Source organism: Micromonospora sp. NPDC047620 (assembly GCF_043205005.1).
In the GTDB taxonomy this organism is placed as follows: Bacteria; Actinomycetota; Actinomycetes; order Mycobacteriales; family Micromonosporaceae; genus Micromonospora.
Genome location: NZ_JBIDDG010000001.1, coordinates 293,664 through 314,355 on the forward strand (window position 1 = coordinate 293,664; position 20,692 = coordinate 314,355).

The window sequence follows — 20,692 nt, forward strand, 5'->3', positions numbered from 1 at the left end:
TCGCGGACGGCGTCGGCGCTCGCTTCGCTGGCCGGTACGGATGCCCCGGTGGCGTCCGGCTGGGACGATGGAGCCACTGCCGCGCCGCAGCCGGCCGGGCCCGCCCGGTCGAGGCGGAGCGACGCTACTGAGGGGATACCGCGGAGATGGCTAACCCGTTCGTCAAGGGTTGGAAGTACCTGATGGCGCTGTTCGGCGCCAGGATCGACGAGCACGCCGATCCCAAGGTGCAGATCCAGCAGGCCATCGAGGAGGCCCAGCGCCAGCACCAGGCGCTCGTCCAGCAGGCCGCCGCGGTGATCGGCAACCAGCGGCAGCTGGAGATGAAGCTGTCCCGCCAGATGTCGGAGGTCGAGCGGCTCCAGGCCAACGCGCGCCAGGCCCTCGTCCTCGCCGACCAGGCCCGCGCCAAGGGCGACGAGGCCGAGGCCAACCGCTACGAGCACTCCGCGCAGACCCTGGCCACCCAACTGGTCTCCGCCGAGCAGGCCACCGAGGACCTGAAGACCCTGCACGACCAGGCGCTGGGCGCCGCCGCCCAGGCCCGCCGGGCCGTCGAGAACAACTCGATGATCCTCCAGCAGAAGCTCGCCGAGCGCACCAAGCTGCTCAGCCAGTTGGAGCAGGCCAAGATGCAGGAGAGCGTGGCCCGCTCGTTGGAGTCGATGTCGGCGCTGACCGCGCCCGCCAACACCCCCTCGCTCGACGAGGTGCGCGACCGCATCGAGCAGCGGTACGCCACCGCGATGGGCCGCGCCGAGCTGGCCGGCAACTCCGTCGAGGGCCGGATGCTGGAGATCCAGAAGGCGACCCTCGACTCGGCCGGTTCCGCCCGGTTGGAGCAGATCCGGTCGAGCATGGCCGGTGAGCAGCTCGGCGGCAGGCAGGAACGACCGCCCGTCGCGCGTACGGAGCCCGCCGCGCCGGCCGCCGACCCGGCCGCCGCCGCCCGGCTGGACGAGATCCGGGCCAGCATGGGCCGGGAACGCGGCACCGGGGAAACCACCGCCGCCGGCTGAGGCCGGTCAGGTCGAGGAGGCAGCAGAGGTGGCAGACGAGCGCACGCGGTACTTCCGGCGCCTGAGTCGGTTGCGGCGGTCCGCCCGCCGGTGGAGCGTCACGGCAGGGGGCCTCGGCGGCGCGGCCGCCGTGCTGACCCCGTACGCCGGGCTCGGGCTGCCCGACGCGGCCTGGGCCGCCGGGGCGGGCGGGGCGCTGGTGCTCGCCGCCTGGCGCTGGGTCGACCTGCGCGCGCTGGCCGCCCAGCCGGCGCCGCCCGCGCTCGACCCGGCCGAGGCCGCCGCCCGGTCCCGCGCCCGCTTCGTCGCCGCCGTGGAGCGGCTCCCCGCCGGCCCCGGCGTGCTGGCCGAGGTGCGCCGGGTGCGCTCCCGGGTGGCGCTGCGCGGCACCAGCGCCGCCGAGCCGTGGGCCCGGCTGGACCGGGCCGCCCTCACCCTCGCCGGGATGGCCGGCCGGCTGACCGGGCTGGCCGGGCCCGCCGTGTCGGAGGCGGCCGACGCCGACCGCTCGCTGCGGGACCTCGCCGGCCGGGTGGCCAGTGTCGAACGCGCGCTGCGGCTCGCCCCCGCCGATGCCCGACCGCCGCTGGCCGAGGCGCACCGGGCGTTGGCCGGCCAGCTGGAGCAGGGCGTCGCGGCGTACGAGCGGCTGGTCGTGGCCGCCGCCGGCTACGTCGCCGAGGACGCGCGTCCCGACGCCGACCACCCGGCCGCCTCCCGCCTGACCGAGGCGACCGACCTGCTGCACGGGGTCGCCTCGGCGCTGGCCGAGTTGCGCGGCACCGGCGCGTCGCTGCGCACTCCCTGATCACGGCGGCGTCGTGACCGGCACGGGGCCGGTGAACGGGGAACTGCCGACGACGTTGAACGACCGGACGCGGTAGTGGTAGGTGACACCCCGCGCCAGGCCGGTGTTGGTGAAGCCGTGGCCGGTGACGGTGAAGGTCGACACCTCCCGGCTGAACACCGGGTCAAGCGCCCGCTGCACGATGAACCCGGCCCCCGGTCCGGCGGGGGTGCTCGACGACCAGCCGAGGATCACCGTCGCCGTGTCGGGCCCGGGCGCCGTGGCGGTGGCGGTCACCCCCGTGGGCAGGCCGGGGGCCGGCGGCGTGGTCGCCCGGGCCACCGTCGACCAGGGTGACGCGGCCCCGAGGTAGGTGGTCCGCACCCGGTAGTAGTACGTGGTGTCCGGGGCGACCGCCGCGTCGAGGTGGTTGTCGCCGACCCCGATCGCGGTGGTGCCCGGCCCGCTGCTGAAGGTCGGGTTGGTGGCCCGCTGCACGTCGATGCCGGTGGCAAAGGAACGGTTGGTCCAGCGCAGCGCGATCCGCAGCGGAGCGGCCGGCGGGATCGCCGCGGTCAGCCCCGCCGGCGCGGCGAGCTGCACCGACGCCGGCACACTGTTGGACCAGGTGGAGCAGCTCACCGCGTTCTCCGCCCGGATCCGGTAGTGGTAGGTCACCCCGGGGGTGATGGTGGCGTCGGTGTAGCGGCTCGCCGTGGCCGCCACGGTGATCGCGGTCAGCCCCTGCGTGAAGGTGGCGTCGGTGGCCCGCTGGAGCAGGTGGCTGGTGGCCGCCGGGCGGCTGCCGTTGCCCGTCCAGGCCAGCGCGATCGCCGGCAGCGCGGTCGCCGAGCCCGGGGCCGGCGTCGCGGTCAGCCCGGTCGGTGCCCTGGGCGAGACCCGCAGCACCAGGGGCCGGGTCATGCCCTGGTCGCGGTGCCCGGCGAGCTGGCTGTGCCAGTGGTACTCCCAGCCCAGGTTGACGAGCTGGTTCACCACCCGCGACGGCCGGCCGTCGACCGGGCTGACCGGGGTCGAGCCGGTCCGGGCGCCGGCCGGCCGGGCCGGGTCGAGCAGCCGTACGCTGTCGCCGATCTTGAACGGCAGGGGCGGCGCGACGGGCCGCAGCGCGACGATCACGTCCTCCCGCGGGTCGACCCGGACCACCTGCTTCCAACCCCGCTCGGCGGGGTGCGGCGGGCGGGTGGCGCCGTCCCAGCCGACCCGGTTGACCAGTTGGACGTCGCAGCCGGCGAACCGCACCGGCTGGGTCTGCCGGCTGTTGCCGCGGATGCGCCAGAGCTGGGTGCCGTCGGCGGGCGCGCCCACTCCGACGGCCGGATCGCTCACGTGCAGCACCTCGGTGGCCGGATCGGTCGGGCCGAGCGGCAGGGTGGTGGGGGCGAGCGGCCCGGCGTGCGGGTGCCCGACGCCCAGCCGGCCGACGAGCCGGCCGTGCTCCGGTTCGAAGACCTGCTGCACCGCCTTCACCTGCAACGGAAGGAGCACCGGGGCGGCACCGGCGGTCGGCACGAAGCTGACCGTGGTGGCGTGCACCGGGACGACCGTTCCCCGGCCGGTACGGGTGCCGAACGCCGCGTCGTACGCCGCCTGCGGCACGATCGGCGGGCGCTGGCTGGCCGCGTACGCGCGGGGCAGGCGGTCCCGCAGCCGGGCCAGGTCGTACGGCGGCGCCGGGGTGCCGGCGACCCGGAACTGGAGCAGTGTGCGGGTGTTCGGGCCGTACCCGGGGCGGGTCGGCGGCGGGCCGCCCTCGGCGGTGCGGTCCGGGGCGCCCGTGTGGTGGTCGGCACGCGGGTCGAAGCCGGGCAGCGGGGCGGGGCAGTCGTTGTAGAGGATCACCGTGCCGCCCGGCGGCACGGTCGAGAAGTCGACCAGCACGTCGGCCACCTCGCCCGGGGCGAGCAGCAGCGCGTGCGAGTCGACGTTGAGCACGGTCGGGTCCCGGCGGTCGTACCGGTAGCCGACCGGCTGGTTGGGCACGACCACCGGCGCGGGGAGCAGGCCGCCCTCGTTGCCGATCTGGACCAGTTCCGGGCCGGCGGCGCGCGGGTCCGGGACCCCGCCCTCGCGCCCGTCCGTCGGCCAGCCCGCCGGACGGTCCGGCGCGCGGACCGCCTCCACCATCGGCACCTCGCCGGCGTCCGCGTCGGCCAGGTCGCCCTCCGGGTCCCACATCGGGCCGTCGGAGCGGGCCCGGTAGAGCTGGAGGTTCAGGCCGCGGTCCAGGCAGGCGTTGAGGATCCGGAAGCGGTACGTCCGCGGCGCGACCTCCAGGTACGGGTACGCGATCCCGTTGACGAGCATGGTGTCGCCGAACGCGTCCGGCACCGCCGACGGGTGCGGGACGCCCGGCGTCAGCGGCGGCTCCTCCGGGTCCGTGACCGGGTCGTGGTGCGGGTTCGGCACCGGGCCGGCGTCGGGCGTCCCGGGGTGCTCCCTCGGCCCGGGCTCGTCGGCCGTACGCGACCACGGGCCGTAGTCCCACCGGCCGGTCGGGTTCGTCCCGTCGGCCCGGTGCGGGTTCTGCCGGGGCTGGTAGACGTGCGGGTGCCAGAGGCTGCCCCGGGCGCCCCAGCGGTCCCGGTCCCAGGTCGGGTCCTCCCCGGCGAGCTGGGTGTCGTCCGGCACGAACGTCTTGTCCTCGACCACCAGCGGGAGCTGGTCGGCGGGCAGCACGCCGTCGGCGACGAGTTCCTCCTCGGCCGGGTCGGTGAGCAGGTAGAGCGCGAGCTGCCCGGAGTAGACGGTCAGCCGGGCCAGGCCGACGGTGTTGTCGTGGAACCAGCACAGCCGCCCGCTCTGCTCGTTCGGGTAGTAGAGCGTGGTGGCGCCCGCGCCGGGCGGCGGCATGTCGGGGACGTGGGTCAGGCCGATCCCGTTCGGGTACGGGGTGATCTCGCCCGCCGGGGTCACCCACTGCCAGGGGTTGCCGGCGCTGATCCACCCGGTGTGCGCGCCCGCCAGGCGCAGCACCGCCCGGTTCTGCGGGTAGGGCGCGGGCCCGTCGAGGGGGCCCGTCCCCGCGCCCTCCACGGTCGGGTCGACGGGCAGGAAGAGCTCCCCGGCCCGGCCGGTGGGGAGGTGGTTGATGAACTTGACCCGGACCGGGCGGCCCCGGCGGGCCAGGATGACCGGGCCGAGGTGCCAGGGGCGCCCCGCCGGCACGACCGTGTTGTGCCCGTTGGCGTCCGTGCCGAGGTTGAGCTGCCGGTAGCCGCGCAGCCGGGTCGCCGGCAGGTCCCGGTGCAGCCGCTGCGCGTACTGCTCCAGGACGATCTCGTAGTAGTCGCAGCCCGGGTAGCTGATGGTGTCGGGCACCGCCACGGGGAGGTGGCCGCCCAGCTGGGTGCGGCCCAGCGCGCCGAGGCCGGGCAGCGCGTCGACGAACTTGCGGATGCCGGTGCCGGGCAGCACCCGGCCGTCGGCCCCGACGACCGGCAGCGGGCTGCGGGCGTAGTTCGGCACCGGGCCGAAGCAGCGCGGGACGGCCGCCGGGTCGAGGCTGGCCGGCACCACGACCGGCTCCTCCACGCGCCGGGCCGCCGGGACTGGCCCCGCCGGCCGGGACCCGGCGGTGGCGCCGTTCCCGGTGCGGGGCGCCGCCCGCTCCCACGGGATCCGGAGTCTGCGGAACAGGTCCATGGCTCTCCCCGGTCCGGGCGCGCGGCCCGCCACGGCGGCGTGGCGGCCCGGTCGCGCGTCGCTGACGATGCGTGAGGAGTCAACCGCAGCATGCGACGCCACGGCGGGGGTTAGGAAGTACCCAATCGTCCGTATCTGTGGCGGGGAGGCGACTTTCCCGCCACACCGGCGGAGTGTCCCGCCCGACACGCCGGCCCACGTCGGTCGATCGGTGGCGGAGGGCGGGCCGATGTGCCCCCGGGATCGTCAGCCGGCCGGGCGTTCGGGCTGGCAGACGGGGCACCAGTAGGTGACCCGCTCGCCCAGCTCCTCCTTGCGGATCGCGGTGCCGCACCGGCGGCACGGCTGGGCGCGCCGCCCGTAGACGTAGCTGGTCTGCCCCCGGTGCAGCGACCCGGTGGTGCTCTGCGTCCAGCGGCCCCGGTTGGCCGCGAGCAGCTTCTGCGCCAGGGCCACGGTGCCGGCGAGATCCGGCACGGCGCGTACCGGCGTCCATGGCGACACCCCGCGCAGGAACAGGATCTCGCACTTGTAGAGGTTGCCGACGCCGGCCAGGTTGCGCTGGTCCAGCAGGGCCTCGCCGATGGTGACGTCCGGGTGGGCGGCCAGCCGGCGTACCGCCTCGGCCGGGTCCCAGTCCGTGCCGAGCAGGTCGGGGCCGAGGTGGCCGACCAGCGAGTCCTCCTCGGTCGTCGGCACCAGCGCCAGCTCGTGCAGGTGGTAGCCGACGGCGACCGCCTGCGGGGCGCGCAGCACCACTCGGATCAGGTGCGCCGGCCGGGCGGTCCACCGTTCCCCCGGCGCGTACGCCCGCCAGGCGCCCTCCATCCGCAGGTGGGAGTGCAGCGTCCAGCGCGCACCGCCGCCTTCCGGCGCGACGTCTCCCGGTGGGGCGTCTTCCGGCGGGGCGGCCAGGCGGAGCAGCAGGTGCTTGCCCCGGCTGGCCGACTCCCGCACCGTCCAGCCGGTGAGGTCGGTCGCGGCGAGCTGCGGCACCCGGAAGTCGCTGCCGGTCAGGCGGGCACCGGCCAGCGCGCGGTGCAGGACGCGGGCGGTGTTCCAGACGGTGTCGCCTTCGGGCACCCGTCCATCCTGCCTCGCCGCCGGGGACCCGGCGCGGCGGTCACCCGGCCGCGACGCGGCACATGGCCGCCGGCTACCCGCACCAGGTCACCCGGCGGCGACGCGCAGCAGGTCGCCCGGCGCCACCGTGAGCAGGTCGACCGCCCGGCCGCCGTTGACCGCCACGGCGACCAGGCCGGCCGAGTCGGCGTGCACCACCAGCCCGCCCGCCGGAGCGTCGCCGAAGGTGCGGCCGTGCACGGCCTCGCGCCCCGCTCCGAACTCGAAGTCCGGCCGCACCCGCACCCGGGCCGGCAGCGGCGCCAACAGGTCGGCCGGCGCGGCCAGTTGCACGTTGCCGAAGTGGTCCACGGTCAGCACCTCGGCGGTGAAGCCCGCCGCCTCCGGCCGGACGACCGGCGCCGGCAGCCGGACCAGGGTCGCCGGGTCGACGGCCGGGCCGGCCCCGGACAGCGGGGCGCCGAGCGCCAGCCGCGCGGCCACGGGCGCGAAGACGTCCCGGCCGTGGAACGTGCGGGACACCTCGGGCGCGAGCCAGTCCGGCGCGGTCAGCTCGACGGCCGCCGTGACCCCGCCCAGCGCCTCGGCGGCGTCGACGAGCAGGCCGTTGTCCGGCCCCACCAGCAGCCCGCGCGGCGCGGCCAGGGCGACGCCCCGGCGGGCGGTGCCGACGCCGGGGTCGACCACCGCCACGTGCACGCCCTCGGGCAGGTGGGGCACGGTCTGCGCCAGCACCGCCGCGCCCCGGCGCACGTCGGCCGGCGGCACCAGGTGGGTCACGTCGATCACCCGGGCGGCCGGTGCGAGCCGGGCGATCACCCCGTGGCAGGCGGCCACGAAACCGTCGGCGAGACCGTAGTCGGTGGTCAGCGAGATCCAGGGGGTCCGGTCCATGCCGGGCAGGTTAACCGCCGGGGGTGAGCCGCTGTTCCAGGACCAGTTCGTCGTGCAGCGGGATGCCGTCCTCGCCGACGACCGGGATGCTCGGCTTGAGCCGGCGGGCCCGGTCCACCGCGCCCCGGTCGACGCGTACCATCCGCAGCCCGCGACGCTGGTAGAACCGCAGCGCCCGCAGATTGTCGTTCGTCGTGACGAGCCACAGCCGGGCCCGGCCGGCCGCCCGGGCCACGTCCGCGGCGGCGGCCAGCAGCGCCGTGCCGACGCCCCCGCCGGGCGTCGCCGCGGCCACGCTGACGACCTCCAGCCCGTCGCCGTCGCCGTGGTGGGCGAGCGCCCCGACGACCGGGCCGGCGCCGTCGACCGCCACCAGCGTGGGCAGCGTACGCAGGTCGTAGCGGGTGTCGTGGACGACGACGTACGGGCCGCCCCACTCGCGTTCGTGCAGTGCGTCGACGGCCGGGCGGTCCCCGGCCCGGGCCGGTCGGACGGTCACCCCGGTCATCGTCGGCTCCTCTCGTCGACCGGCTCGGGAGCCTACCGTCGCCAGTTCGGGCGGGCACCCGGGATTCGGGGTCGACCGGGCGCTGGCGGATATGGGACAGCCGGATGGCCGACCGGCCACTGCCGGGACGGGACCGGGTTGGGCAGACTGCCAGGGGTGAGCAACCGGAGCCTGCCCGCCGTCGCGGTGCTCGTGATCGCCGCCGCCCTGACCGCCGCCTGCGGCGACGACGCGGAAGAACCGCCGCGCGCCGCGCCCCCGGCCGCCTCGGCGTCGACGCCGGCCGCCGACGTGCCGTCGGGCCCCACGGCCGCGCCGGGGACGGCCACGACGCCCGCCGTACTGTCCACCGGCGCGGGTCCGGCCGGGCCGAGCGCCGGAACCACCGAACGCCGCCCCGCCAGCCCGCCGCCGGTGGAGTTGCCCGCCCGGCCGACCGGGACGCTCGGCGCGCGGCAGGTCGTCGACGCGTTCAAGGCGGCCGGGCTGAAGGTGCCGAACCCGCGGGACCGCTCGGTCGACTGCGGGCCGGACGGCCTCGGCCTGGGCTGCTCCGAGCTGATCGCCACCGACGCCGTCACCGTCTACGTCTTCCCGGACGAGTCGAGCGCCAGCGACATCGCCGAGACCTGGGGCGGTCAGTCCTTCCGGCGCGGCACGGTGGTGCTCAACTACCTGGAGGCGAGGACGCCCAAGACTGACCGCGCCAGGTACGAGAAGGTCCTCACCGGCCTGCGCTGACGCGCCCGGCCACCCCGCCTCCCGGCGTGGTTCAGCCGCGCAGGCGCAGGCCGCGTGGGGTGGCCCGGAAGCCGGCGGCGGTGAGCGCGTCGCGCAGCGGCGAGGAGCGCACCGCCTCGCCGTCGGCCCGCTCGACCGACATCGCCCCCAGCGCGCCGGAGTGGACCGCGTCGGCGAGCGCCTTGCCGGCCGCCGCCAGCGTGTCGGCGTCGTCGCTGAAGGAGAGGATGGTCCGCCCGCCGCGCTCGACGTAGAGCACCAGGTCGCCGGCGACCAGCACCACCAGGGCGCCGGCCTTGCGCCCCGCCCGGTGCCCGGTCGCCGGGGCGGCCCCGTCGCCCGAGTCGACCACCCGTTCCGGCCAGGGCAGCGCCGCCCCGTACGGGTTGGCCGGGTCCGTCGCGGCGAGCACCAGGGTGGGCCCGCCGCGCCCCCGCCCGCCGTCGGCCGGCTCCGCCAGCGCCCGGATCCGGTCCACCGCGCCCGGCACCGCGAACTGCGCCGCCCCCAGCCCCTCGACGAAGTAGCCCCGCCGGGCCGCACCGCGCTCCTCCAGTGCGGAGAGCACCGGATAGACCGCGGCGAACCCGCCGGCCACCTGCTCGGCCATGACCGCCCCCCGGGTCACCACGCCGTGCCGTTCGAGCAGCACGTCGGCCAGGGCGGCGGCGCGGCGGGTGGGGTCGGTGTCGCGCTCCGGCAGGCGCGACCAGCGCCCGGCGACGGTCGGCGGGCCGCCTCGGGTCGGCAGGGCCACCCGCCCGGGGCGGCGGTAGCGGGTGCGCGGCGCGGTCGGGCGGGACCGGTGCGCCCCGCCGCCGCCGAGCACCGCCCGCAGTGGGGCCAGGGTGTCGTTGGTGAGCTGGCCGGCCCAGACCAGATCCCAGACGACCGCGGTCAACGCGGCGTCGTCCGTCGAGCCCACCCGGTCGGACAGCGACCGGAAGAACAACGCCTGCCCGTCGCCGAGCGCCTCCAGCACCGCGTCGTGCAGCGGGGTGCGGGTGAGCGCCTCGTCGGGCGGGGGCAGCAGCAGCGGGGCGGCGTCCGCGTACGCGAGGGTGACCCAGCCGTCCCCGCCGGAGATCGCCCCCGAGCCGGCCCAGAGCACCTCGCCGCTGGCACACAGCTCGTCGAGCTGGGCGGGGGAGTAGTCGGCGACCCGGCCGGGCAGCACCAGGCGTTCCAGGGCCGACGCCGGCACCGCCGCCCCCTGGAGCTGCTCGACCGCCGCGGCCAGCGCCTCCACGCCGCGCGCCGACGAGCCGACCTGCTGCCACCGGGGCAGGAACGCGGCCAGCGCGCGGGGCGGCACCGGCTCGATCTCCCGGCGCAGCGCGGCGAGGGACCGGCGGCGCAGCAGGCGCAGCACCTCCGCGTCGCACCACTGGGCGCCGGCCGTGTCCGGGGTGAACTCGCCGGAGACGACCCGCCCGGTGGCGGCGAGCCGGCGCAGCGCCTGCTCCACCACGGCCACCCCGAGCCCGAACCGGGCGGCGCAGGTGGCGGCCGCGAACGGGCCGTGCGTACGCGCGTAGCGGGCGACGAGGTCGCCCAGCGGGTCGGCCACCGGGGCGAGGTACGCCTCGGCGACCCCGACCGGCAGGGCCACGCCGAGGGCGTCGCGCAGCCGGGCCGCGTCCTCGACGCCCACCCAGCGCTCCTCGCCGGCGATGCGCACCCGCAGCACCCGGCGGGCGGCCGCCAGCCCGGTCAGCCATTCCACGGGCGCGCCCCGCTCGGCCAGCTCGGCCTCGGACAGGTCGCCGACCACCCGGAGCAGCTCGACCACGTCCTCCGCGTCGCGCGGGCGGCGCTGCTCGGTCAGCCAGCGCAGCTGCCGGTCGGTCTCGGCCAGCACCGCCGGGTCGAGCAGCTCGCGCAGGTCGACGCGGCCGAGCAGTTCGCCGAGCAGGGCCGAGTCCAGCGCCAGCGCGGCCGCCCGTCGCTCCGCGAGGGGGGCGTCGCCCTCGTAGAGGAAGGCCCCGACGTAGCCGAACAGCAGCGACCGGGCGAACGGCGACGGCTGGGCGGTCTCCACCTCGACCAGACGGACCTTGCGGGCGGCCAGGTCCCGCATCAGCTCCGCCAGCGCGGGCTGGTCGAAGACGTCCTGGAGGCACTCCCGGGCGGCTTCGAGGGTGACCGGGAAGTCGGCGTACTCGCGGGCGACGTCGAGCAGTTGGGCGGCGCGCTGACGCTGCTGCCACAGCGGCTGGCGGCGGCGCGGGTCGCGGCGGGGCAGCAGCAGCGACCGGGCGGCGCACTCCCGGAACCGGGACGCGAACAGCGCGGAGGTGCCGACGGACTCCTCGACGAGCTGTGCGATCTCCTCCGGCTCGAAGACCACCACGTCCGCGCCCGGCGGCTCGTCGGCCGTGTCGGGCAGGCGGACGACGATGCCGTCGTCGGACGGCATCACCTGGGCGTCCACCCCGTAGCGCTCGGTGAGCCGGCGGCCGATCGCCAGCGCCCACGGCCCGTTGACCCGGGCGCCGAGGACGCTGTGGACGGCCAGCCGCCAGTCGCCCAGCTCGTCGCGGAACCGCTCGACCACCACCGTGCGGTCGTCGGGCAGGGACCGGGTGGCCTCCTTCTGCTCGCGCAGGTAGGCCATCAGGTTGCCGGCGGCCCAGTCGTCGAGCCCGCCGGCCCGCAGCGCGGCGACGGCGGTCTTGTCGTCCTGCCGCAGCAGGGCGCGCACCCGGGCGCCGATGGCCCGGCCCAGCTCGACGGGCCGGCCGAGCTGGTCGCCCTTCCAGAAGGGCATCTTCGCCGCCTGCCCGGGGGCTGGGGAGACCAGCACCCGGTCGGGCGTGATCTCCTCGATCCGCCAGGACGAGGAGCCGAGCAGGAACACGTCGCCGACCCGCGACTCGTAGACCATCTCCTCGTCCAGCTCGCCGACCCGGGCGGCCCGTTCGGCGCCGGCCAGGAAGACGCCGAAGAGCCCCCGGTCGGGGATGGTGCCGCCGCTGGTCACCGCGAGCCGCTGCGCGCCGGGCCGGCCGGTGAGCGTGTCGGTGGCGCGGTCCCAGACCAGCCGGGGCCGCAGCTCGGCGAACGCGGTGGACGGGTAGCGGCCGGAGAGCATGTCGAGCACGGCGTGCAGGGCCGAGTCGGGCAGCTCGGCGAAGGGCGCCGCCCGGCGGACCAGGACGGCCAGGTCGCCGACGTGCCACGGCTCCAGCGCGACCATGGCGACGATCTGCTGGGCGAGCACGTCGAGCGGGTTGCGCGGGTAGTGCAGCTCCTCGATGGCGCCGCCGCCCATCCGCTCGGCCACGACCGTGCAGGACAGCAGGTCGCCTCGGTGCTTGGGGAAGACGACGCCCCGGGAGACCGCGCCGACCTGGTGCCCGGCCCGACCCACCCGCTGCAGGCCGGCGGCCACGCTGGGCGGCGCCTCGATCTGCACGACCAGGTCGACCGCGCCCATGTCGATGCCCAGCTCCAGGCTGGAGGTGGCCACCACGGCGGGCAGCTGGCCGGACTTGAGCGCCTCCTCGATGTGCTTGCGCTCCTCCCGGGAGACGCTGCCGTGGTGGGCGCGGGCGATCACGGTCGGCGCGCCGGCCGCCCCACCGGCCTGGGCCATCATCTCGGCCGGAGTGCGGCGCGCCGGGCCGGTGGGGCCGTCCCCCGCTCCGGGCCCGGCGGGCGGGCTGGCCAACTCGTCGGCGGCCAGCTCGTTGAGCCGCGCGCAGAGGCGCTCGGCGGAGCGGCGCGAGTTGGTGAAGACGATGGTCGAGCGGTGTGCCCGGATCAGGGAGAAGACGCGCTCCTCGACCGCCGGCCAGATCGACGCCCGGCGCGGCCCGGGCCCGCCGAGGTCGTCCTCCGGCGCCTCCTGCTCGTCGAGGCGGGTCATGTCCTCCACCGGCACCTGGACGCTGACCTCGATCGTCTTCGCGGTGGGCGGGGCGACGACGTCGACGGGCCGGGCGCCGCCGAGGAAGCGGGCGCACGCGTCGACCGGCCGGACCGTGGCGGACAGGCCGATCCGCTGCGCCGGCGCGGGCAGCAACCCGTCGAGGCGCTCCAGAGAGAGCGCGAGGTGCGCCCCGCGCTTGGTGCCGGCCACCGCGTGCACCTCGTCGACGATGACCGTCTCGACGCCGCGCAGGGAGTCGCGGGCGGCGGAGGTCAGCAGCAGGAACAGCGACTCGGGCGTGGTGATGAGGATGTCGGGCGGGGTGCGGGCGAACGCGCGCCGCTCGTCGGCGGGGGTGTCGCCGGTGCGCATCCCCACGGTGATCTCCGGCGGGGCGACGCCCAACCGGGTGGCGGCCTGCCGGATCCCGGCCAGCGGCGTGCGCAGGTTGCGCTCGACGTCGACCGCGAGCGCCTTGAGCGGGCTGACGTAGAGCACCCGGCACCGGTGCCGGCGGTCGGCCGGGGCCGGCTCGCGGGCCAGCCGGTCGAGTGACCAGAGGAACGCGGCGAGCGTCTTGCCGGAGCCGGTGGGCGCCACCACCAGCGCGTTGCGGCCGGCGGCGACGGAATTCCAGGCACCGGCCTGGGCGGCGGTGGGCGCGGCGAAGGCGGCGGTGAACCATTCCCGGGTGGCCGCGCCGAAACCCGCCATCGCATCCGTCACACCATCCATCCTGCCCCGGCCGTCTGACATCCGTTCCCCTGGCGGGCGCTGATGTGTCCTGGTCCGGCTCATACGCGATGGTTGTGCCGTTGAGTGCGTTAAGTCTTACTTAACTGCTTGCTCGCGGCGCGCAACATAAAGTAACTTCACTCGGAGCTGACCGGGGTGGAGGTGATCGGATGACCGTCGAGCGGAGCTTCGAGCCCGGCACCGACGTGCTCATCCGCAAGGTCGACAGTCATCTCGCCGCCGTCCGCGCCGGTCTCGCCGGCCCGGAGCTGGAGTTGGCCGAGCGGCTGGCCGCGGCGCTGCGGGAGCTGGTGGTCTCCACCGCCCAGGCCAGCGCCGCCGACCGGGGCCAGGTGCGCGCTGCGGTGCACTACTTCGTGCTGCGCCGGGAGAGCCGGGGTCGGCTGCTGTCGGTGCGGTCGCTCGCCGCCGCCCAGCGGGTGGTCAACAAGGTGGTGCTCCAGCTCGACCGCCCTGATCTGCTGGTGGAGACCCGCCGGGAGCGCCCCGCCCGGGAGCCCGCCGTCCCCGCCGCCGACATCACCGTCGGCTGACCGCGCCGCCCGGGAGCCCGCCGTCCCCGCCGCCGACATCACCGTCGGCTGACCGCGCCGCACCACGCCCTTTCGGCCCCGAACCGGGCAGTCCACGCGAGAACGGCAAGGCCGGCCGAGGGTACGAATTCCCGCAAAACGGCCCGACGGGCGGTCATCTGGCGTCTGATCGCACCTAGGTGCCGGCCCACCTCCGGCGCGCGCCGCTGCCACCTCGACCGGGAGTGCGGGTGCTCGTACTGCTGATCCTCCACCTCGTGGCGGCCCTCCTGGCGCCGCTGCTGGTCCGGTGGTGGGGTCCGCGTGCCTGCTACGCGCTGGCGCTGGCGCCGGCTGCCGCCTTCGGCTGGGCGCTGGCCCGCACGCCGGCCGTCCGCGACGGCGGGGCGGTGGTGGAGACGTACCCGTGGATCCGGCAGCTCGGGCTCGACCTGGCGCTGCGGCTGACCACCCTGTCCTGGCTGATGACGCTGCTCGTCGGCGGCGTCGGCGCGCTGGTCCTCGTCTACAGCGCCCGCTATTTCGGCCCCGGGGCGGTCGGGATGGCCCGGTTCGCGGCCGTGCTGGTGGCCTTCGCCGGGGCGATGCTCGGGCTCGTTCTCGCCGACGACCTGCTGCTGCTCTACGTCTGCTGGGAGCTGACCACGATCTTCTCGTACCTGCTGATCGGGCACAGCACGGAGCGGCGGGCCAGCCGCTGGGCAGCCGCCCAGGCGCTGACCGTGACCACCCTCGGCGGGCTGGCCATGCTGGTCGGGTTCATCATGCTCGGCCACCACGCCGGCAGCTACCGGTGGTCCGAGATCGCTGCCGGTCCGCTGCCCGGCGGGGCGTACGTGGTCACGGCGGTGCTGCTGATCCTGGCCGGGGCGCTGTCCAAGTCGGCGGTGCTGCCGTTCAGCTCCTGGCTGCCGGTGGCGATGGCGGCCCCCACGCCGGTGAGCGCGTACCTGCACGCCGCCGCGATGGTGAAGGCCGGCGTCTACCTGATCGGGCTGCTCGCCCCGGTGCTGGCGGGCGTCGGCCCGTGGCGGCCGGTGGTGGTGGTCGCCGGCCTGGCGACCATGCTGGCGGGCGGCTGGGCGGCGCTGCGGCAGACCGACCTGAAGCTGCTGCTGGCGTACGGCACGGTCAGCCAGCTCGGCCTGCTCGCCGTGGTCGTCGGGGCGGGCACCCCGGACGCCGCGCTGGCCGGCGTGGCCATGCTGCTGGCCCACGCCCTGTTCAAGGCGGCGCTGTTCCTCGTCGTCGGCATCGTCGACCACGGCGCCGGCAGCCGCGACCTGCGGGAACTGTCCGGCCTGGGCCGGCGGGCGCCGCTGCTGGCCGCCGTCGCGGTGCTCGCCGCCGCGTCGATGGCCGGCCTGCCGCCGCTGGTCGGCTTCGTCGCCAAGGAGGCCGTGCTGGCCGCCTTCACCGACCGGCCGGTGGTGCTCGCCGTGCTGGTGGCCGGCACCGCGCTCACCGTCGCCTACAGCGCCCGGTTCGTCTGGGGCGCGTTCGCCACCCGGCCCGGCGTGGAGCCCTCCGACCCGGGGCGGATCGCCGTGCCGATGCTCGCCCCGCCGGCGCTGCTGGCCGTCCTCGGGCTGGCCGCCGGCCCGGCCGCCGGGATCCTCGACGGCCTGCTCGCCCCGTACGCCGAACTCTTCGGCACGGTCGGCGGGCACCTGGCGCTGTGGCACGGCCTCAGCCCCGCGCTCGGCTTCTCCGCCGTCGCCGTGGCCGGCGGAGCGGCGCTGCACGCGCTGCGCGGCCCCCTCGCCCCGGCGCTGGCCCGGCTGCACGTCCCGGTCAGCGGCAACCAGGGGTACGAGTGGGTCATCGGCCGATTCGACCGGCTGGCCATCGAGGTCACCAGCGTCACCCAGCGGGGTTCGCTGCCGCAGTACCTCGGGATCATCCTGCTCGCCCTCACGATGCTGCCCGGTGGGGCGATGCTGGCCACCCGGCCGTGGCGGAACCGGATCGACCTCTGGGACAGCCCGTTGCAGGTCGTGGTGGTGGCCGTGGTGACCGTGGCGGCGGTGCTCGGGGTGGGCGCCCGGCGGCGGCTGACGGCGATGCTGCTGGTGGGGATGACGGGCTACGGCAGCGCGATGCTCTTCGTGCTCTACGGCGCGCCGGACCTGGCGCTGACGCAGTTCCTCGTCGAGACCGCGACCATCGCGGTGTTCGTGCTGGTGCTGCGCCGGCTGCCCGAGCGGTTCTCGGCCCGCCCGCGCCGGCGCCGCTGGGTGCGCCGGGCGATCGGCGTGGCGGCCGGCGTGGTGGCGGCCGGACTGGCGCTGACCGCCGCGGCGGCCCGGGACGCGCCCACCATCTCCGACGCCTTCCCCGACCTCGCCGTCAGCCAGGGGTACGGCCGCAACGTGGTCAACGTGACCCTCGTCGACATCCGCGCCTGGGACACCATGGGGGAGTTGGCGGTGCTGGTGGTGGCCGCGACCGGCGTGGCCAGTCTGATTTTCCAGCGGTCCCGGACGGGGCCGCGTCCGCGCCGCCCCGAGCCGTCCGGTCCGGCGCGCCGGCCGGGCCGCCCGGTCTGGCTGCGCGGCGGCGCGAGCCTGCACGAGCGGCGGCGTTCCATCGTGCTGGAGGTGGTCACCCGGCTGATCTTCCACACCGTGGTGGTCTTCTCCCTGTTCCTGCTCTTCTCCGGCCACAACGCCCCGGGTGGCGGGTTCGCCGGCGGCCTGGTGGCGAGCCTGGCGCTGGTCGTGCGCTACCTGGCCGGCGGCCGCGACGAGCTGGCCGAGGCCGCGCCGGTCGGCGCCGGCACGGTGCTCGGCGCCGGCCTCCTTGTCTCGATCGGCACCGGGGTGATCGCGCTGCTCGCGGGCGGATCGGTGCTCGAGAGCGCCCGGATCGACCTGTGGCTGCCGCTGATCGGCGACTTCTACCTGGTCACGTCCCTCTTCTTCGACGTCGGGGTCTACCTCGTCGTGGTCGGGCTGATGCTGGACATCCTGCGCAGTCTCGGCGCCGAGGTGGACCGGCACATCGAGGCGGCCAGCGGTTCCGGCGGCGGGCTGCGCGTCGACCGGGGCGGGGAGCGGACGTGAGGCCGGGGGTGGAGGGACCGACCCTGGTGCTGGTCGTCGCCGTCGGCGTACTGGTCGGTTGCGGGGTCACCCTGCTGCTGGAGCGCAGCCTGACCCGGATCCTGCTCGGCGTCATCCTGGTCAGCAACGGGGTCAACGCGCTCATCCTGATGGGTGGGCGGGCCGGCGCCGCCCCGGTGGTCGGCGCCGCGCCCGCCGGCCGGCTGAGTGACGCGCTGCCGCAGGCCATGATCCTCACCGCGATCGTGATCACCTTCGGGCTGACCGCGTTCCTGCTGGCCGTGAGCTACCGCAGCTGGTACCTGACCGGTGACGACGAGGTCCCCGACGACATCGAGGACCGGCAGATCAGGCGGGCGGCGGAGCGCAACGAGGTGGCCGCCGCCGACCTCGGCGGCGAGGGCCCGGACGCCGACCCCGAGCAGGTCGACCCCGAGCTGCCGCGCCGGCGCCGGCCCGGGGACGGTCCCGGATGACCGGGTACGCGCGAGGGGCCGCCCCGTGAGCGCCCTCGTGCCGCTGCCGGTGGTGGTGCCGCTGCTGGGCGCGGCGCTGACGCTGCTGCTGGCCCGGTGGCCCCACCTGCAACGGGTGGTCAGCGTGGCCTGCCTCGCCGGCACGCTGGCGGTGGCGGCGCTGCTGCTGGTGCAGGCGTACCGGCACGGGCCGGTGGTGGTGCAGGTCGGCGGGTGGCCGGCGCCGGTGGGCATCGTGCTGGTCGCCGACCAGTTGGCCGCGCTGATGCTGGTGGTCTCGTCGGCGGTGACGCTGTGCGTGCTGCTCTACTCCGTCGGGCAGGGCCAGGGGGACTTCGGCGAGACCGTCCCCGTGACCATCTACCACCCCACCTACCTGGTGCTGACCGCCGGCGTGACGAACGCGTTCCTCGCGGGCGACCTGTTCAACCTCTTCGTCGGGTTCGAGATCCTGCTGGCCGCGAGCTTCGTGCTGATCACCCTCGGCGGCACCGAGGCGCGGATCCGCACCGGCTCGACGTACGTGGTGGTCAGCATCCTCTCCTCGATGCTGTTCCTCACCGCGGTGGGCCTCGTGTACGCGGCCACCGGCACGCTGAACATGGCCCAGCTCGCCCACCGGCTGGACGCCCTGCCGGACGGCGTACGGCTCAGTCTGCAGCTGACGCTGCTGCTCGCCTTCGGGGTCAAGGCGGCGGTCTTCCCGCTCTCTGCCTGGCTGCCGGACAGCTACCCGACCGCGCCGGCCCCCGTCACGGCGGTCTTCGCCGGCCTGCTCACCAAGGTCGGCGTCTACGCGATCATCCGGACCGAGACGCTGCTCTTCCCCGACGGTCAGGTGGCCGGGCTGCTGATGGTGGTGGCCGGGCTGACCATGGTGGTCGGCATCCTCGGCGCGGTGGCCCAGTCCGACATGAAGCGGCTCTTCTCGTTCACCCTGGTCAGCCACATCGGCTACATGATCTTCGGGGTGGCGCTGAGCACCGTGGCCGGGCTGTCCGGCGCGATCTTCTACGTGGTGCACCACATCACCATCCAGACCACGCTGTTCCTGGTCGCCGGGCTGGTCGAGGAGCGGGCGGGCAGCACCGACCTGCGCCGCATCGGCGGGCTGGCCCGGGTGGCGCCGTTGCTCGGGATGCTCTTCTTCGTGCCGGCGATGAACCTCGCCGGCGTGCCGCCGTTCTCCGGGTTCCTCGGCAAGCTCGGCCTGCTCCAGGCCGGGGTGGCGGCCGGCGGGCCGCTGCCCGGCGCACTGGTCGCGGCCGGGGCCGTGACCAGCCTGCTCACCCTCTACGTGGCCTCGCGGGTGTGGAACATCGCCTTCTGGCGCGCCCCCCGGCTGGCCACCGCCGAGCCGGCGGTCCGGCTGCCCCGGCTGATGGTCGGCGCGACGGTCGCGCTGGTCGCGCTGGGGCTGGTGCTGACCGTCGTCGCCGGGCCGCTCTTCGACGTCACCGCCGACGCGGCCGTCGACCTGCGCGAGCGCACCCCGTACATCCGTTCCGTGCTGCCCGGCGGCGCCCCGTGAACCCGGAGTCCAGCGCGCCGCCGCCGGAGCGGGCGACGCGGTGGCGGGACCAGCTGATCGCCCTCGGCTGGCTGGTGCTGGTCTGGAGCCTGCTCTGGGGCGAGTTCTCCTGGGGCAACCTGGTCGGCGGGGCGCTGGTGGCCGGGGCGGTGCTGCTGTTCTTCCCGCTGCCGCCGGTCACCTTCGGCGGGCGGCTGCGCCCCGGGCCACTGCTGGTCTTCCTGGTGCGTTTCGTCGGCGAGCTGGTCAGCGCCAGCCTGCACGTCGCCCGGATCGCGGTGCAGCCGGGCTACCGCCCGCGGGGCGCGATCATCGCGGTCCGGCTGCGCGTGCGTACCGACCTGAATCTGGCGCTCACCGCCGAGGCGATCTCGTTGGTGCCGGGCACCCTGATTGTCGAGGTCGACCGGGACGCCGGGGTCCTCTACGTGCACGTGCTCGACGTCCACGGCCCGCAGGACCTGACCGACAGCCGGAAGCGGATCCTCGCCGTCGAGCGGCGGATCGTCCGGGCGGTCGGCTCCGCCGCGGAGCTACGCCAGGTGGCCACCGAACCCGTCGAGAGGGGGTCCTAGACCGTGACCGCGTTCCTCGTCGTCGTCCTCACCGTCCTGTTCTCGGTGACCGCGCTGCTCGCGCTGGCCCGGCTCTACCGGGGGCCGTCCCTGATCGACCGCGTGGTCGCCGCCGACATGCTGCTCGCCACCATGGTCGGCGCCGTCGGCGCCGAGGCGGCGGTGAACCGCCACGCCACCACCCTGCCGGTGCTGGTGGTGCTCTCCCTGCTCGGCTTCATCGGCTCGGTGTCGCTGGTCCGCTTCGCCGCCCGCGAAGAGGAGGAGGGGTGATGTTCGGCACCGTCGCCGACTGGGTCGGCGCCGGCTGCCTGGTGGCCGGCGCGCTGCTGAGTCTCGCCGCCGGCATCGGGGTGCTGCGCTTCCCGGCCACGCTGGACCGGATGCACGCGGCCACCAAGCCGCAGGTGCTCGGCGTGCTGCTCCTGCTGCTCGGCGTGGCCCTGCGGCTGCGCACCCCGGCCGACCTGGGCATGGTGGCCCTGGTCGGGGTCTTCCAGCTGGCGACCGCTCCGGTGGCCGCGCAGATGATCGGCCGGGCCGCCTACCGCGCCGGCCGGGTGGACCCCGACCTCCTCGACGCCGACGAGCTCGCCGAGCGCTGACCGCCGCATCAGGCTCAGGCCGATTCGCCCGCGGCGCCGATCCGTGCGATCGAGGCAGGGCACCAACGCGGCGCTCCGGCCCGGCCTCGACCGGCGGGCGCCCGAGATCCAGGACGACCTGACCGCCCGGCGGCGGCGGTCGTGACCGCCTCCTCGGCGACCGCCGCGCCCACCGGCACCGTCGCTCCGGCCGCCCCTGCCGTCCCCGTCGCCGCTGGCCCGGCGGCGCTGGCCGCGCCCGAAGTCCCACTGGCCAACGTGAAGGCGCACCTGTCCCAGTTCCAGTCCATCGCCACCGCCAACGGCGGCAACCGGGCGCACGGCCGCCCCGGTTACCTCGCCTCCGTCAACTACGTAAGGGCCAGCTTCGACGTGGCCGGGTTCAGCACCGTGGTGCAGTCGTTCACCTACAACGGCGCCACCGGCTACAACCTGATCGCGCCGGCGCAGCCCCCTGCCCACGCCGGGCAACGGCCCCCTGCCTACGCCGGGCAACGGCCCCCTGTCCTCGCCGGGTAACCGCCCCCTGTCCACGCCGGGTAACCGGACGGCAGGGGGCCTTCGACGCACCTTCAGCGG

The 20,692-nt window shown here is 76.1% G+C and carries 15 protein-coding genes and 1 pseudogene; 11 read left to right on the forward strand and 5 right to left on the reverse strand.

Going from position 1 to position 20,692, the window contains the following annotated elements; genetic code table 11:
* Positions 1 to 146: 146 nt before the first annotated feature.
* Positions 147 to 1,019, forward strand: a complete 873-nt coding sequence (locus ACGF5C_RS01300; protein WP_393295609.1) for a PspA/IM30 family protein — start codon at positions 147 to 149, stop codon at positions 1,017 to 1,019.
* Positions 1,020 to 1,047: 28 nt separating this feature from the next.
* Positions 1,048 to 1,827 carry a hypothetical protein gene (locus ACGF5C_RS01305; RefSeq protein WP_393295611.1) on the forward strand — a complete coding sequence of 260 codons (780 nt, stop codon included), beginning with the start codon at positions 1,048 to 1,050 and terminating at the stop codon, positions 1,825 to 1,827.
* Here ACGF5C_RS01305 and ACGF5C_RS01310 read toward each other — a convergent pair whose 3' ends face one another.
* From ACGF5C_RS01310 to ACGF5C_RS01325, 4 genes are all read right to left on the reverse strand, one after another.
* Positions 1,828 to 5,472 carry a hypothetical protein gene (locus tag ACGF5C_RS01310; RefSeq protein ID WP_393295614.1) on the reverse strand — a complete coding sequence of 1,215 codons (3,645 nt, stop codon included), beginning with the start codon at positions 5,470 to 5,472 and terminating at the stop codon, positions 1,828 to 1,830. It abuts the gene before it with no gap.
* A gap of 246 nt (positions 5,473 to 5,718) precedes the next feature.
* Complete coding sequence (locus ACGF5C_RS01315; protein ID WP_393295617.1) at positions 5,719 to 6,555, reverse strand: DNA-formamidopyrimidine glycosylase family protein; 837 nt, start codon at positions 6,553 to 6,555, stop codon at positions 5,719 to 5,721.
* Positions 6,556 to 6,642: 87 nt separating this feature from the next.
* Complete coding sequence (locus ACGF5C_RS01320; RefSeq protein WP_393295620.1) at positions 6,643 to 7,449, reverse strand: S-adenosyl-l-methionine hydroxide adenosyltransferase family protein; 807 nt, start codon at positions 7,447 to 7,449, stop codon at positions 6,643 to 6,645.
* A 10-nt stretch (positions 7,450 to 7,459) separates the two neighbouring features.
* Entirely contained in the window at positions 7,460 to 7,957 is a 498-nt protein-coding gene (locus tag ACGF5C_RS01325; protein ID WP_393295623.1) for a GNAT family N-acetyltransferase, read from the reverse strand.
* 156 nt (positions 7,958 to 8,113) lie between these two features.
* Between ACGF5C_RS01325 and ACGF5C_RS01330 the strand changes: the two genes are divergently transcribed.
* The gene (locus ACGF5C_RS01330) at positions 8,114 to 8,698 is read left to right on the forward strand and encodes a hypothetical protein (protein WP_393295625.1); all 585 of its coding nucleotides are present in this window, start codon (positions 8,114 to 8,116) and stop codon (positions 8,696 to 8,698) included.
* 31 nt (positions 8,699 to 8,729) lie between these two features.
* On the opposite strand, the gene ACGF5C_RS01335 is transcribed toward ACGF5C_RS01330, so the two are convergent.
* Positions 8,730 to 13,307: an ATP-dependent helicase gene (locus tag ACGF5C_RS01335; protein ID WP_393295934.1), complete on the reverse strand. Its 4,578-nt coding sequence runs from the start codon at positions 13,305 to 13,307 to the stop codon at positions 8,730 to 8,732.
* A gap of 170 nt (positions 13,308 to 13,477) precedes the next feature.
* Here ACGF5C_RS01335 and ACGF5C_RS01340 point away from each other — a divergent pair, with 170 nt between their 5' ends.
* The 8 genes and pseudogenes from ACGF5C_RS01340 to ACGF5C_RS01375 form a co-directional block, all read left to right on the forward strand.
* Entirely contained in the window at positions 13,478 to 13,861 is a 384-nt protein-coding gene (locus ACGF5C_RS01340) for a hypothetical protein (RefSeq protein ID WP_393295628.1), read from the forward strand.
* Between the two features lie 230 nt (positions 13,862 to 14,091).
* Positions 14,092 to 16,926: a Na+/H+ antiporter subunit A gene (locus ACGF5C_RS01345; RefSeq protein WP_393295631.1), complete on the forward strand. Its 2,835-nt coding sequence runs from the start codon at positions 14,092 to 14,094 to the stop codon at positions 16,924 to 16,926.
* On the forward strand, positions 16,923 to 17,402 hold the full coding sequence (locus tag ACGF5C_RS01350) for a Na(+)/H(+) antiporter subunit C (protein WP_393295633.1): 480 nt from the start codon (positions 16,923 to 16,925) through the stop codon (positions 17,400 to 17,402). The genes ACGF5C_RS01345 and ACGF5C_RS01350 overlap by 4 nt, the downstream gene beginning before the upstream one ends.
* 25 nt (positions 17,403 to 17,427) lie before the next feature.
* Positions 17,428 to 18,933 (forward strand): Na+/H+ antiporter subunit D, encoded by a 1,506-nt coding sequence (locus ACGF5C_RS01355; RefSeq protein WP_393295636.1) that lies wholly within the window; start codon positions 17,428 to 17,430, stop codon positions 18,931 to 18,933.
* On the forward strand, positions 18,930 to 19,508 hold the full coding sequence (locus tag ACGF5C_RS01360; RefSeq protein ID WP_393295639.1) for a Na+/H+ antiporter subunit E: 579 nt from the start codon (positions 18,930 to 18,932) through the stop codon (positions 19,506 to 19,508). Before ACGF5C_RS01355 ends, ACGF5C_RS01360 begins: the two co-directional genes overlap by 4 nt.
* A gap of 3 nt (positions 19,509 to 19,511) precedes the next feature.
* The gene (locus ACGF5C_RS01365; protein WP_393295642.1) at positions 19,512 to 19,781 is read left to right on the forward strand and encodes a monovalent cation/H+ antiporter complex subunit F; all 270 of its coding nucleotides are present in this window, start codon (positions 19,512 to 19,514) and stop codon (positions 19,779 to 19,781) included.
* Positions 19,781 to 20,113: a monovalent cation/H(+) antiporter subunit G gene (gene mnhG, locus ACGF5C_RS01370; protein WP_393295645.1), complete on the forward strand. Its 333-nt coding sequence runs from the start codon at positions 19,781 to 19,783 to the stop codon at positions 20,111 to 20,113. Before ACGF5C_RS01365 ends, mnhG begins: the two co-directional genes overlap by 1 nt.
* A gap of 141 nt (positions 20,114 to 20,254) precedes the next feature.
* A pseudogene (locus ACGF5C_RS01375) lies at positions 20,255 to 20,569 on the forward strand (aminopeptidase); the annotation flags it as partial.
* Between the last annotated feature and the right edge of the window lie 123 nt (positions 20,570 to 20,692).